The 13,584-nt window shown below is 43.8% G+C and carries 16 protein-coding genes and 1 tRNA gene; 2 read left to right on the forward strand and 15 right to left on the reverse strand.

Features of this window, described 5'->3' with window-relative positions; genetic code table 11:
• Positions 1 to 172 precede the first annotated feature (172 nt).
• From JNUCC31_RS14505 to rpsF, 9 genes are all read right to left on the reverse strand, one after another.
• Entirely contained in the window at positions 173 to 1,999 is a 1,827-nt protein-coding gene (locus JNUCC31_RS14505; protein ID WP_192272148.1) for an oligopeptide ABC transporter substrate-binding protein, read from the reverse strand.
• A 19-nt stretch (positions 2,000 to 2,018) separates the two neighbouring features.
• On the reverse strand, positions 2,019 to 2,924 hold the full coding sequence (locus JNUCC31_RS14510; protein ID WP_192272150.1) for an ABC transporter permease: 906 nt from the start codon (positions 2,922 to 2,924) through the stop codon (positions 2,019 to 2,021).
• Between the two features lie 29 nt (positions 2,925 to 2,953).
• On the reverse strand, positions 2,954 to 3,916 hold the full coding sequence (gene opp4B / locus JNUCC31_RS14515; protein ID WP_192272152.1) for an oligopeptide ABC transporter permease: 963 nt from the start codon (positions 3,914 to 3,916) through the stop codon (positions 2,954 to 2,956).
• Positions 3,917 to 3,923: 7 nt separating this feature from the next.
• Positions 3,924 to 4,856 (reverse strand): ABC transporter ATP-binding protein, encoded by a 933-nt coding sequence (locus tag JNUCC31_RS14520; RefSeq protein ID WP_323374381.1) that lies wholly within the window; start codon positions 4,854 to 4,856, stop codon positions 3,924 to 3,926.
• Positions 4,857 to 4,860: 4 nt separating this feature from the next.
• Positions 4,861 to 5,859, reverse strand: coding sequence for an ABC transporter ATP-binding protein (locus tag JNUCC31_RS14525; RefSeq protein ID WP_192272154.1), 999 nt, complete (start codon positions 5,857 to 5,859; stop codon positions 4,861 to 4,863).
• A gap of 728 nt (positions 5,860 to 6,587) precedes the next feature.
• Positions 6,588 to 7,181, reverse strand: coding sequence for a M15 family metallopeptidase (locus JNUCC31_RS14530; RefSeq protein ID WP_192272156.1), 594 nt, complete (start codon positions 7,179 to 7,181; stop codon positions 6,588 to 6,590).
• A 217-nt stretch (positions 7,182 to 7,398) separates the two neighbouring features.
• Positions 7,399 to 7,671 carry a 30S ribosomal protein S18 gene (rpsR, locus tag JNUCC31_RS14535; RefSeq protein WP_017691433.1) on the reverse strand — a complete coding sequence of 91 codons (273 nt, stop codon included), beginning with the start codon at positions 7,669 to 7,671 and terminating at the stop codon, positions 7,399 to 7,401.
• A gap of 55 nt (positions 7,672 to 7,726) precedes the next feature.
• Positions 7,727 to 8,212: a single-stranded DNA-binding protein gene (gene ssb, locus JNUCC31_RS14540; RefSeq protein WP_024629535.1), complete on the reverse strand. Its 486-nt coding sequence runs from the start codon at positions 8,210 to 8,212 to the stop codon at positions 7,727 to 7,729.
• A 48-nt stretch (positions 8,213 to 8,260) separates the two neighbouring features.
• Positions 8,261 to 8,554, reverse strand: a complete 294-nt coding sequence (gene rpsF, locus JNUCC31_RS14545; protein WP_024629534.1) for a 30S ribosomal protein S6 — start codon at positions 8,552 to 8,554, stop codon at positions 8,261 to 8,263.
• 201 nt (positions 8,555 to 8,755) lie between these two features.
• On the opposite strand from rpsF, the gene JNUCC31_RS14550 reads away from it, so the two are divergent.
• Positions 8,756 to 8,950, forward strand: a complete 195-nt coding sequence (locus JNUCC31_RS14550; protein WP_192272158.1) for a YjzC family protein — start codon at positions 8,756 to 8,758, stop codon at positions 8,948 to 8,950.
• Positions 8,951 to 9,368: 418 nt separating this feature from the next.
• Here JNUCC31_RS14550 and JNUCC31_RS14555 read toward each other — a convergent pair.
• The 4 genes from JNUCC31_RS14555 to JNUCC31_RS14570 all read right to left on the reverse strand — a co-directional run bounded on the left by JNUCC31_RS14555 (position 9,369) and on the right by JNUCC31_RS14570 (position 11,006).
• Positions 9,369 to 9,459 (reverse strand) — tRNA-Ser (locus tag JNUCC31_RS14555).
• A 110-nt stretch (positions 9,460 to 9,569) separates the two neighbouring features.
• The gene (locus JNUCC31_RS14560) at positions 9,570 to 9,779 is read right to left on the reverse strand and encodes a DUF951 domain-containing protein (RefSeq protein WP_192272160.1); all 210 of its coding nucleotides are present in this window, start codon (positions 9,777 to 9,779) and stop codon (positions 9,570 to 9,572) included.
• Entirely contained in the window at positions 9,769 to 10,728 is a 960-nt protein-coding gene (locus JNUCC31_RS14565; protein ID WP_192272162.1) for a mechanosensitive ion channel family protein, read from the reverse strand. Before JNUCC31_RS14565 ends, JNUCC31_RS14560 begins: the two co-directional genes overlap by 11 nt.
• Before the next feature lie 14 nt (positions 10,729 to 10,742).
• Entirely contained in the window at positions 10,743 to 11,006 is a 264-nt protein-coding gene (locus JNUCC31_RS14570; RefSeq protein ID WP_029880815.1) for a putative Se/S carrier protein, read from the reverse strand.
• A 106-nt stretch (positions 11,007 to 11,112) separates the two neighbouring features.
• Between JNUCC31_RS14570 and yyaC the strand changes: the two genes are divergently transcribed.
• Positions 11,113 to 11,718, forward strand: a complete 606-nt coding sequence (gene yyaC, locus JNUCC31_RS14575; protein WP_062327701.1) for a spore protease YyaC — start codon at positions 11,113 to 11,115, stop codon at positions 11,716 to 11,718.
• Here the strand turns inward: yyaC and JNUCC31_RS14580 are convergent.
• The gene (locus JNUCC31_RS14580) at positions 11,693 to 12,193 is read right to left on the reverse strand and encodes a DUF4446 family protein (protein WP_192272165.1); all 501 of its coding nucleotides are present in this window, start codon (positions 12,191 to 12,193) and stop codon (positions 11,693 to 11,695) included. The genes yyaC and JNUCC31_RS14580 overlap by 26 nt on opposite strands.
• A gap of 219 nt (positions 12,194 to 12,412) precedes the next feature.
• Positions 12,413 to 13,573, reverse strand: coding sequence for an aminotransferase class V-fold PLP-dependent enzyme (locus tag JNUCC31_RS14585; protein WP_192273019.1), 1,161 nt, complete (start codon positions 13,571 to 13,573; stop codon positions 12,413 to 12,415).
• Between the last annotated feature and the right edge of the window lie 11 nt (positions 13,574 to 13,584).

The following is a 13,584-nucleotide window of genomic DNA, read 5'->3' on the forward strand; positions in this document are numbered from 1 at the left end:
AGAGTGTACAGAATCCATGTTTTTCAAGACTTTTTCTATCATAACCTAGAAGCACTTTTTAATTAGATCTAGCAACCGAACTCTTAAAAGGACCCCAATCCCTACCGTTGCTACGTAATTGAAAGTAACCTTTTACTGAAATCAGGACACTTAAAGTTATACAGAGTTTTTATTACTCAGCTACAACCGCTTTATCTGCATTAACAGCCAGATCATTCAGGTAGATACCCGTTCCATCGCCAATCGCATAGTTCATTACACGTTTGTTCACCGGCACTACTTCTGCACGGTATAAAGTCGGGAATACAGGAACTTCATCAACCATGTACTGCTGCCATTGGTTATAGATCTCTTTACGTTTGTCTACGTCAAATGCTTCAGCAGATACACCTTGTGCCAGCAATTTGTCGTTTTCTTCACTAGAGAATCTGGAGAAGTTATACAGTGCATCGCGGCCATACAGACCTGCTGGGTCTACGTCAATACCAACGCCCCAAGCAGCTTGATACACGTCAATTTTTGGATCATCTTTACCCGTGTTACCTACACGATCATAGAAGTTGTTGAACTCAACCATTTCCAGGTTTACTTTCAGACCGATTGCTGCCCATGATTGAACATAGTAACGTGCCAGTGGTTCAGCCGTGTCGCCACCTGTCATGGATACAAAGTTGATTTCAAGTGGGGAACCGTCTGGTTTCGTACGGAATTCACCATCCATTTTGTAACCTGCTTCGTCCAGTAATTTCTTCGCTGCTTCAGGGTCGTAAGTTACACCCGGATTGTTCGAATCATGGAATTCTGGGTGAGACGGTGGAATCAGCGTTGTTGCATTCCAGCGCAAACCGTTATAGAAACGTTTACCAACTTGGTCGTTATCTACTGCCATCCACATCGCTTTACGCAGATTTTTGTCAGCCATTTTTGCATCCGGGTTTGTTACCACTTTTCCATTGGCTTCATCCCATGTACCCAGTTTGAAACCGATGTACGTGTATGCACGATCGATCGTGCCCAGGAATTCAACGTTGGACATATTGGCATTGTCTTTATATTGATCTGTCGGGAATGAATCCACGAGGTCTACCCCGCCAGATTTCAATTCTTGAACAACCGTTGTTGGGTTGATTACTTTCAAAGTCACTTTGTCCAGTTTTGGAGCTCCACGCCAGTAGTCATCGTTTTTAACGAAGGTTACCGACTCTCCTGGAGTGATCGTTTCCACTTTAAATGGACCAAAACCGATTGGTTTCTCACGTACTTCTTTGGAAGAAGACATCTTGGCTACATCCATATCACCAAAGATATGTTTAGCCAGCGGATATGTCCACACGCCACCTGTTAACAGGGAAGGTGTAGACTCCTTGTATGTGATGCTGATTTGTTTGTCGCTAAGAACTTTGATTCCAGAGATCGTTTTTGCTTTTCCAGCATGGTATTCATCCATACCTACTACACTTGTGAAGTTGGAATCGTAACGAGGACCATCATAGGCCTTGTTACCGATGACTTCGTAAGCAAATTGCAGATCTTCTGCTGTTACTGGCTTGCCATCATGCCAGTTAACATTATCATGAATGGTCAGTGTGAACGTTTTGCCATCTTCCGATGTTTCATACGTTGCTGCACCATCGTTGGTATATACATAGTCTTTATCCCAAGTCAGCAAACCTTCATCAAACCATTGTAGAACATTTGCATCCGGGTTACCGGAGTAGAAGTTAAAGTTCAAAGTTCCTTCAAAGGCTGTATCGGATACAAGTCCGTATGTGATGGATCCACCCTCAATTGCAGTGCCTTCATTCGTTTTGACATTGCTAAAATCTTCGATAGAGTAAACGCCCTCTTCTTTAGCAGGCTTTTCCTCCGTTTTTGTTTCTCCTGTGTTCGTAGAAGGCGTTGGTGTCGCCGCCTCTTTCTCCGAGCACGCCGCAAGCGCCAGTACGAAGACCAACATCATCGTGAAAAATAGTCCCCTTGAAAAAATTCCCTTTTTCATGAACCTTTCCTCCCTTTTTTTAACCTCTTCTTTGTCTTGCATCAGTCGCACGCTTCAGGGCCTGTCCGACATTATTTATACTCAACATCAATACCAGAATAAGTACTGACGCGGGTAGCCATATCCACCATCTGGATTCCAGTGTTTGCGGATTACGAGCATAGCTTACGAGTGTTCCAAGACTGGGTGTGCTTTCGGGAAAACCAAATCCCAGGAAAGACAGCCCGGATTCGAGGCCAATGTTGGCAGCGAGGTTTAGCGTCATCGTTACGATGATAATGGAGCTAAGATTAGGAAGAACCTGTGAGAGCATGATCTTCAGATGGGAAGAGCCTAATGTTTTTGAAGCTTTTACATAGTCCAGCTCCCGTTCCTGTAATGCCTTGGAGCGGATCAACCTGGCAATTCCCATCCAGAGAAAGGCTGTCATAATCAATGAGAAAGATACAATATTATATTTGGGCACTGCTGTTACAAACGCGATAACAATCATCAGCATCGGAAGAATCATAAAGAAATCTACAACGCGCATGAACAGGTTATCGATCATTCCGCCGAAGTAACCGGATAACAGACCGATCAATATACCTATAAATCCAGTCATTAGCGTTACGATAATACCAATGGTTAGAGAGTTACGCGTACCGATGACCAGTTGTCCAAATACGTCGCGACCACCGTAGTCTGTCCCTAGCCAATATTGCGCAGAAGGTGGTTCATATAATGCGAACAAGTCGACCTTAACAATCTCCGCTTGATCCAGGATCAAAGAAGTGCCATAGACCAGCAGTATGACCAGTCCCAAAAATATGAGCGAGATTAGTGCCACCTTATCTCTGACAAGCTCCCTCCACAAGATACTCAGGCTGGAGGGGCTCTTATCAATCTTCTGTGAAGTTATAACGACATCATTGGTCTTGCTCATCTTATTTTCACCCCGAAATCTTCAAGTTCTTACTTGATCCGTATACGTGGATCAACAATTCCCAGAATAATGTCAGACAACAGCGATCCCAGGATTGTAGCTATGCCATATAACAGGACAAGTGCGGTCACCACACTGAAATCCCGAAGGGAAATTGAATTCAGGAATAACTGTCCCATACCCGGATAACTGAATATGCTTTCAATGAAGATGGTACCGCCGATAAGTCCCGTAATCTCATAACCGAAAAATGCGGCGATCGGCAACAGGGAATTTCTTAAAATATGCCTATTGTAGATTCGGGATTCCGAGGCGCCCTTGGCTCTCGCAGTAAGAACGAATTCCTTGTGCTTGATATCGATAATTTCACTACGCAAATATTGAACGGTAGATACCGTTGTAATCAATGCCATTGATAATGCCGGTAATAATAGATGATAGAATTTGCTAGCTACATAGTTGAACGTACCTGGCGTAAGTCCAGGTTCCACACTTCCCCCGGTTGGGAACCAACCAAAATGGAATCCAAAAATCCACAACATCACCAATGCGAAGATAAACAACGGGGCTGCAAAGCCCAAGTAAGTGTAACCTGTGATTAATCGATCGGACCAAGTATCGTTGTAACGTCCGCTGATAATGCCAAGTGGAATGGCAATCAGATAAGTTAACACAAGTGTAGCCAACGCAAGCCAGAACGTATTGGCAACACGTTGCCCAATCAGATCAGATACGGGCATTTTGAATCGGAAAGATTGTCCAAAATCGCCTTGTGCAGCATTTTTGATCCAATCCCAATATTGCACATACCATGGATTGTTTAATCCCAGTCGTTCCCGCTGTTCCTCAAGTGCTTTGGGGTCAATACTCGGGTCGAGTAATCCGGTAAGTGCATCCCCAGGCATCGCTTTTGCCATCAGAAAGACCAACAGGCTAAGCAAAAAGATCTGAGGGATCATAATGATAATTCTGCGTACTATCGTTTTCCACATATGGTCTTCAACCTTTCTGAGGTAGAGCTACTCGGTGAGTATCGGAAATGGATTGGAGCGAGTAAGCCAGCCCTTCCTCATCAAAGAAATTTCGGTATGAATGTTCATACTCGGATTTGACCTGTTGACGGAAGGCTACCATTTCTTCACGTTTGGTTGGGTCCATATCCGGAATGGCTGCAATTAAACGCTTGGTGTAGATATGTTGAGGATTCTCAAAAATATCATCGGTTGTGCCCTGTTCCACATATCGGCCTTTATACATAATTCCAATCTCATCACACATATGACGGATAATACCTAAATCGTGACTGATGAACAGATAGGTCAGATTTAATTCTTTTTGAATTTCCTGCATGAAATTAAGCACCTGAGCTTGCACCGATACATCCAATGCAGATACCGGCTCATCAGCGATGATTAGCTTTGGCTTCAGTGCAATCGCACGAGCAATCCCAATCCGCTGCCGCTGTCCTCCGGAAAACTCATGAGGGTACTTATAGATCGACTCAGGGCTCAGTCCTACCTTCTCCAGAAGATCTCTGACCTGGCGTTTCTCTTCCGTAGCCGTTAGTCGTTCATAATTGCGGAGCGGTTCAGCAATGATGTCGATTACCCGTTTCTTGGGATTAAGAGAAGAGTACGGGTCCTGGAAGATCATCTGCACATCCCGCTGCAGCTGTCGATCTTTCCGCCTCTCTTTTGCCAGATCCCTTCCATTAAAAAGAATTCTCCCGTCCGTCACATGATTCAGACCGATAATGGCTCTGCCTGTCGTGGTTTTGCCTGAGCCAGACTCACCTACAAGACCATAGGTCTGACCTTGCTCAATGGAGAAACTCACATCGTCAACTGCCTTGATGTTGCCAATTTCACGCTTGATCAACCCGCCGCGAATTGGAAAGTGTATTTTGAGTCCTTCTACTTCGAGTAGTGCCATTATGTTATTCCTCCTCAGCTTGATCAGGAAAATGAAAGTGCTGGTAGCAGGTACACCGTACAAAGTGACCTGGAGCAATTTCATGCATCTGTGGGTTTTCTTCATGAGCCGAATCACTTATCCATGGAATTCGAGCCTTGAATCGGCACCCTTGGCGAGGAAGATTTTTCAGTGAAGGAACAATGCCTTGAATGACATGAAGCTTCGATTTTTCTTCAGAAATGGTAGGAATCGAGTTTAGTAGAGAACGTGTGTATGGATGTTTGGCATTCGTCATCAGAGTATAGATATCTGCAATCTCAACAATTTCACCTGCATACATGACCGCTACGCGATCAGCCATCTCGGCGACCACTCCCAGATCATGCGTGATCAGGATGATTCCTGCGTTAATCTCGTTCTTCAATTCCCGGATAAGCTCCAGAATTTGCAGTTGGATCGTAACGTCAAGCGCTGTCGTTGGTTCATCAGCAATCAGCAATTCAGGTTTGTTGGCAATCGCAATCGCGATAACAACTCTCTGTCTCATACCACCCGATAGTTCGTGAGGATACTGCTTGTATATATGTTCGGGACGTGGAATCCCTACTTGGTTAAGCAAATCAATAACTTTGTCTTTCTTCTCTTTCGAAGATAACTTGGGTTGATGCAATGTCAGAATCTCTTCGATCTGGTCACCGATCAACATCAGAGGGTTTAGTGCGGAAAGTGGGTCCTGAAAGATCATTCCCATTTCTTTACCGCGGAGTTTGTTTAACTTATTAGGCGATATATTCGCTATATTTTGCCCTTTGTACAGAATCTCACCATCAATTTTAGCTTTGTTATGTAGCCCCATAATTGAAAATGCAAAAGCACTTTTGCCTGATCCTGATTCTCCCACAATAGCCAACACTTCATTTTTCTTAACCGAAAGGTTAACGTGATCCACTGCCGCATAATAGTCATCTTCAATTCTGAATGATGTAGTTAGATTTCTGACTTCCAGTAGCTCTGTATTCAAATCAATCACCCTAACCCCATAATTTCTGCAGACTGTATTCAAGTGTAGAAGAATGCATTCTCTGTATATTTCCATGTTCTTGAAGATAATGAACGAAAGTTTATACAAAATACCAATTCATTAGGAAAACCAAGTTTCCGTACTGGTATTTAGACCGATGGTCAATTAATGTTGATAATTCCTAGCGGGATTATTAAGCAAAATAATTAATGTAATCATACGTGTAAATTTAGATGACGTCAATGCTTATTTTGAGATTTTTGGTATAAATGTTTTTAATAATACAGTTATGGATATTTGTTATACTTTAAAGGTAAATATCAAGGGTTTTAGAGACCAGGGTGTCCTTTTATGGGTCAGAGAAAAATAGGCAGAAGCTTGATCATTCTGAATATATTACATTAACATTACATAAGATGTATAACTAAATGTTAAATATTGTTATATAAACAATTATAATGTCATGTATGAGGGATGTATAGAGGTGGATTTCAATCTTGAAGTACATTTGATTAATAACTAAATTATGCAAGCACAGCTATGCTTTATATAATCTACCGTATCGTAATGAAAAATCTAGTTATTATAGTATAGTTTTATTTATTCGCGTATGTAAAGAGCAAATTGTAATCTTTTATCATTTATTTTACAAAAGAAAGAAAAAAGCCCTGCAAAATGCAAGGCATCTCTAATATTTATACAGTTACATGTATATATAATACCAATGTTCAATGGGGTTCTGGTGGTCTTTTACCACGCTTTAATTCATTGATACTAAGTCCGAAGTTCATTTGCAGATGAGGATAATCCGGAAAGTTGGCCCAATCCCCGCCCCATGTAAACCCCAATTCCTTGGCAAGGTCAACAACCTCCATCCAATCGGCCTGCCCATTCCCGTTATCATCACGATCCATGTCCCAGACCACATCACCTTCAGGAGTACGCAATGCAAAATCAATCGCTAGTCCATAATTGTGATAAGAGTCTCCTCCTTGCGCGTTGGTCACAATACTGCCCGCACTCGAACGCCCTTGATTATACAGCGCATCTTGTTCCTCCATGCTACGGTAACCGTGTGTAACTACGATCTCTATTCCTCGCCTTGCCGCCTTCCGAACCAACAATTTCTCACTTTCTGCTACGACCGGGTGAAGTCCTGTAATTGGTATCGCTTCTTGCACGTTATTTCCTGGCCTTATGTCATAGGTGTCTCCTTTTTGCTGTAGCCAGATATATATAATGGAAAGCAACAACGTAGCTACAATCCAGAATCGCAGACTACTCCTTCGTTGCTGTTTTACTTTACGTTTCGTTGTATTCATACTCTCTCCTGATGGTGGAATCTATATTCGTTTGAGCGCAACCTACCAACTAACCCAATACTACAATAGATTCTATTATAAAACATTTGAGCGTTAATTGCTTCATCACCGCAACCTTCCACGTCCTACCATTAAGGAGTTGCCTTTATTTTATGTAAATATATGCAAAAAAGCAGCCGGCTATAAGCCGACTGCTTTGTATCCATACTGAGTAAGACTACTCAGTTGTGTATGGCAGCAATGCGATTTGACGGGAGCGTTTGATGGCAATCGTCAGCATGCGTTGATATTTAGCGCTAGTACCTGTTACACGGCGCGGCAAAATTTTTCCACGTTCGCTGATAAATTTACGAAGCAAGTCCGTATCTTTATAATCGATGTGAGTAATTTTGTTGGCTGTGAAGAAGCACACTTTACGACGTTTATTACGGCCGCCACGACGTGCCGGTCTTTTATCGTTGTCTCCGCCTTCTCTTTGCTTGAAGCCCATGCTTTTCAGTCCTTTCCTATCGTTAAACCAATCACTCTAAGAGTGTCGATTCACGTTAAAATGGCAAATCATCATCCGATATATCAATCGGTTTTCCGTCATCGGAAAAAGGATCCTGATTGTTGCTACGCGAATTATTGTTATTGTTCGCGCGCCCGCCGCCTCCATAAGAAGGCTCTTCACGCATCGGTTGCCCACCGCCGCCACCGTTATTATCACGGTTAGCTGACTCCAAGAAACGGACGTTATCGGCAATGACTTCGGTCACGTATACACGTTTTCCTTCGTTATTCTCGTAATTCCGTACTTGAATGCGTCCTTCGACTGCAGCTAGGCGTCCTTTGCGCAAATAGTTTGCACAAGTCTCAGCAAGCTGTCTCCAGGTTACGACCGGAATGAAATCCGCTTCCCGTTCTCCCCCTTGGCTTGTAAACGGTCTGTCCACTGCCAAAGTAAATTGCGTAACTGCTACTCCAGCTGGAGTATAACGCAACTCAGGATCCCGGGTTAACCGGCCGATCAGAATGACACGGTTCAACAATGTAATCCCCTCCTTCAGAGCGTATTGGTGCGTTGATCACGAGTTGTCTTAAGCAGACTTAACGTCGTTTGTAATGAGATAACGAATAACTTCGTCAGAAATCTTCATGAGACGCTCAAGTTCAGTAACAACTGCTGGTTCAGCAGTGAAGTGTACCAGAACATAAACACCATCACGGAATTTCTTGATCTCATACGCAAGACGGCGTTTACCCATAACGTCGTGAGCTGTAACTTCACCACCGCCGTTGGAGATGATGCCTTGGAATTTATCGACTGTAGCTTGAACAACTTCTTGCTCAACATCAGGACGAATAATGTACATCACTTCATATTTGCGCATAATTTTCACCTCCTTATGGACTCTGGCCCTCAATCTAGGTTGAGAGCAAGGAACGAGCACAAACTCGAACTATATTAATATAACAAAAATGCCGTCTCAATGCAAGCAAACGTTCCCTCTTCTTATTACACATGAACATAACTCCAATGGAGCACACTACAGAAGTAACATTGAAATCCATTATGCCAAGGAGGTTTTATCATGGGTGAAAAAACCGAGTTTGAACCAGGAGACAAAGCTCCAAACGATGGTGAGTACACCGAGGTTGGTGAGAAGAGCTTTCATACAGAAATTAACAACCCGAAACGGGTAACCCTGCAAAGGGGTGAAACTTTCCCTGAAACAAGCAATCACAATCGCAAGTGGAAGAAGCTTACCAAGGCTCGTGTCCACTAATTGTAATGATTTTTTTCAGACTGATGTATACAAAACGTACTAATGCACATAATACAATTAGGCGGTGCACGAGAGAGGTGTGGTTCCGTTGGACAACGAAGCCGAACATTTAATGTTGGAGATTCATCACGTAATTTAAGAAGCAAGATGGTTGTGTGTAAGGCCTTTGTCTGAAACACGAGTATTGCGATAGCAGTACGTACGCCAGGTTTCTTGATCGTTACGACCGATTGTTTCCTAACAAACCGAATGCACCGCCGAATGAAGAGCCCTTAGGGGCTCTTTGTTTTGTTTAAGCTTGAATTATTAAATAAGAAAATCCAAACAAAAAAACCTCCCAATAATGGAGGTCATATTACATATATAAAGCTCGACTCACGTGGAGTAAATTACAATTTCACTAAACAAGATTGATTAGTGGCGGAAAGGGTGGGATTCGAACCCACGCACGCTGTGACACGCCTAACTGATTTCGAGTCAGCCCCCTTGGGCCTCTTGGGTACCTTTCCGCAGCAATAATGATTATAGCATGATCATTTACAGAACGCAATACCTAAGCCATGCCTCCATGTAAACGTTATTATAGGCTGCACAAAAAGTAAAATTCCCTGTATTATTCCTAGGATTCAGCTGTATCTTCTGTCGAGCGCAGGACCTTTTTCATGTTTTTTTCAAATTTCGCTCTGGGAATTAGTACGCTGTGTTTACACCCTACACACTTGATGCGGATATCCATACCCATCCGGATGATTTCCATCTCATTGCTGCCACATGGATGCTGCTTTTTCATTTGTACAATGTCCCCAAGCTGAAAAATTTTACGCTCCACCTATGCCATCCCCCTCATCCTTCTCCTGAGCTGCTGCTTGCTCTAATGCTGCCTGATTGCTCATCTCATGATACTCCATTGTTTTCTTCACATCACTCTGAATTTGACGCTCTACAGAGGCTCTGGAGTTCGGCAGGCACTCAGCAACAATGCGAACCACATATTCCGAGGTAGACATCGACTGAATACCAAGCACGTCAGGTACTTTAACGATATTCAGATCACGATCCTCAATTCCAGCCAATGCTCGTTTTACCAAGTGTACTGACTCGTCCAGAGCCTGTTCACCCTTCATCGGAATATCCACAACCGCAAGTGAATTCGACATCGAGAAGTTGGTTACACTTGCAATCGTACCATTTGGAATGATGTGCACCTCACCCTGCCAGCTAACCAGCTTGGTCGTTCTCAGGCCAATGACCTCAACCGTTCCTTTATAGGTTCCTGTTTGAATAACATCACCTACTGCAAATTGATCCTCCAATATAATGAAGAAACCGGTAATAACATCTTTCACCAATCCCTGGGCACCAAAACCAATGGCAAGTCCAAGCACACCCGCACTTGCTAACAAGGGTCCAACTTTCACATTGATCTCAGATAACAGTAACAGAATCATAATGAAATTACATGTTATGGATGTCGCATTTTTCATCAACTCTCCAACCGTTATAAATCGGCGCGGATTGACGCGGATCTTGCCTTCCTGCTTACGTGCCATCGTACGATCTATAATACGTGATACAATCTTGATCACAATACGCGTAATAATGAAAATAATAACGATACGGATCGAACTGAACAGAATATTAAACCACATATCTGCATCGGCGACTTTGTTCCATAATCGATCTGTCCAGCTTATAGCACTTTTTACAGTGTCTTCTATAGCGTTAGGGTCATCCACCGGATCAGTAGGAGCTGCAGCAGCAAATTTAAATGGCAGCATAGATCAAACCTCCTCTACATGGGTATGTTATCATAGCTGTCTGCAGTTTTGAAATAGAGGCCACGGATCTCAACAAACTCATTACGAATGATCTGCTTCACTCTCTCCAGGTCTTCTTTCGGAAATTGAATACATAGAGCACATCCCGCTGTGATCTCTTTGGGGGTGGGGAATAAATCAATCTCTATCTCGGCAAACTCCAACAACATCTCTGCCCGCAGCGCCTGCTGGGTAGAATCAAAAGCAATTAGCATCCAATCATCTATCCACTCGTCCATGTCCTGCTCCTTTCAATCCCTTTGAAAAAGCTTGTCCTCACGAAGTATAAAACGTTCTATCCTTCCATATACTGTTACTACCATTCCAAGGGAAAGGATAGATCCTATGAATCCCATCTCGCATTCCTTTTCATCTCAAGACATGACCAGTCTGAAAATCCCACATACAGATCCAGGTATTCACTCAGCCATCATTCATCGTTTAATGTTTCATCTCTATAAAGCCCATTCACTGCAAAATGTAGTCGTTGTCTGCATCGGTACAGACCGATCTACCGGAGACTGCCTCGGCCCCCTCGTTGGCTCGTCGCTTGCCAAGTGGGACAGCCCTCTATTCCATCTCTATGGCACACTGGATGAACCCGTACATGCGATGAACCTGCAGGACACCCTTCACAAAATACAAGCCACCCATCACAACCCTTATGTGATTGGCATTGATGCCTGTCTGGGACAGTCTTCGAGTGTCGGATGCATCCAGGTCGTGAATGGACCGCTCAAACCGGGAGCAGGTGTAAATAAAGAATTACCGCCGGTCGGCGATATCCATCTTACAGGTATCGTTAACGTCGGCGGCTTTATGGAATACTTTGTTTTGCAGAATACACGTCTCAGTCTTGTCATGCGTATGTCCGAGATTATATCCAGCAGCCTATACTCGGCCATTCGCGAATGGCACACACGCTCTACTCTGCTTGCTGTGCCAGAGTAATGGCTTCCTTCTCCTCAGGGGATAGTGTATACGTGGACTCTCCCCCCTTCAGAGGTTTGGCATATACATAGGAGCCGTCACGATTATAAATACCAGTAAGTACCATGCCGTCTTGGTTATCGTTCACCATGGCCATGGAGAAACTCAGGTCACTGCCAAGCTCTCCATAAGCGTTGTACCTTTTCACACCCACTTTACCCTGAATGCGGGTCAACTTCTGCATGACAGTCTTTAGCTGATCCGTTTGCAGCTTATGTTCGTCCTCAATGCTGTCCATCTGAATTTTTAGATTGATCAACAGTGACTCCAGATCTTCCACTCCACTGCCAGCCATCATGGCTTCATATTTCCGTTTTAACTTTCGTAACTTTGCGCCTTGAGCGATACTAACGATGAGCAAAATCACCATAAGTAATGCCATGCCGCCAACAATCCATATCAGCTGTTCCAGAATCAGCTCATTTAATTCAGCCATGTAGTGCAACTACCCCTCTGTTGGTTTGTTCAGATTAACGTCTGTAGCATCAAGCCCGTTCCACTTCATCGATCATTGCATCCAGCATGCCATCACACGTTCAAATGATCTCTCAAGCATACCTATCATTCACCAGATAACCCTCGTAGTTAATCATCGTTTTACGCTGTTGAATCATGCTCTTTGAGCATTAGAAATTCAGGTTTTATTGGTGTTGCTTCATATGAGTTTTGATGCAGTTAATTCAATAACCGCTTCGATCAACGAGTCGACATCTCCTCTTGATGTACTGTACCCCACACTCGCTCTGACAGCCCCACTAGCTGTTGTCCCTGCCGATTCATGGGCAAGAGGTGTGCAATGGAAACCTGAACGCACAGCAATGCCATAATTTCGGTCTAATTGGAACGCCAGCTGAGCCGAATCATATCCCTCAACAGTAAAGGATAACAATCCGGTACGCGGCTGTCCAATTTCAGGACCAAGCATTCGAATCCCCTGTACCGATGATAACCTATTCATCATATGCTGAGTCAAATCCCACTCCTGTTTATAAATCAATTCAGGTGTCAGTTCAAGCACATGCTGGACTCCAGCTGTTAGCCCTGCTATACCTACAGTATTCGGCGTACCCGCCTCATATCGGTCAGGACGAACAAGCGGCTGCTCAATCGCCTCCGATTGGCTGCCTGTCCCTCCATGAAGTAACGGCTGCACATCCAACTCAGGGGCTATATACAGGCCACCTGTTCCCTGTGGCCCCAATAGTCCCTTATGACCTGGAAAGGCGAGCATATCAATACCTAGTTGCTTCACATCTACCGGCATCACCCCAGCACTTTGAGCAGCATCCACAAGTAAAGTCACCTGATGTTTTTGACACATTAGTGCAATCTCACCAATTGGCAGAATACTACCAAGCAGGTTCGAGCTATGTGTGCAGACAACCAATCTAGTATTGGATCGAAACAGGCGTGCGAATTGAACAAGATCGATCGCCCCAGCAGCATTAACAGGTACATAATCGATCTCTACATTTCGTATTCTGCGCATATACTCCAGTGGCCGCCTTACTGAATTATGTTCAGCCATGGTAGCAATGACATGATCGCCTTCTCTTAACCAACCTTGAATAGCCAGATTTAAAGCTTCTGTAGTATTAGCACCCAATGCAATGTCATTGGCATTACCAATACCAAAGAGAGTAGATATCGCTTTTCTGGCACCAAATAATACCCTGCTCGCCTGTACAGCCATCCGATGACTGCCTCTGCCCGGATTGGCTCCTGCAATGTCCAGAGCTTTCATCATGGCTTCACCGACAGTAGGTGGTTTAGGCCAAGATGTCGCCGCATGATCCAGATAGATAACTCCCTCCACCTCATAACCAC

Source organism: Paenibacillus sp. JNUCC-31, assembly GCF_014844075.1.
Lineage (GTDB): Bacteria > Bacillota > Bacilli > Paenibacillales > Paenibacillaceae > Paenibacillus.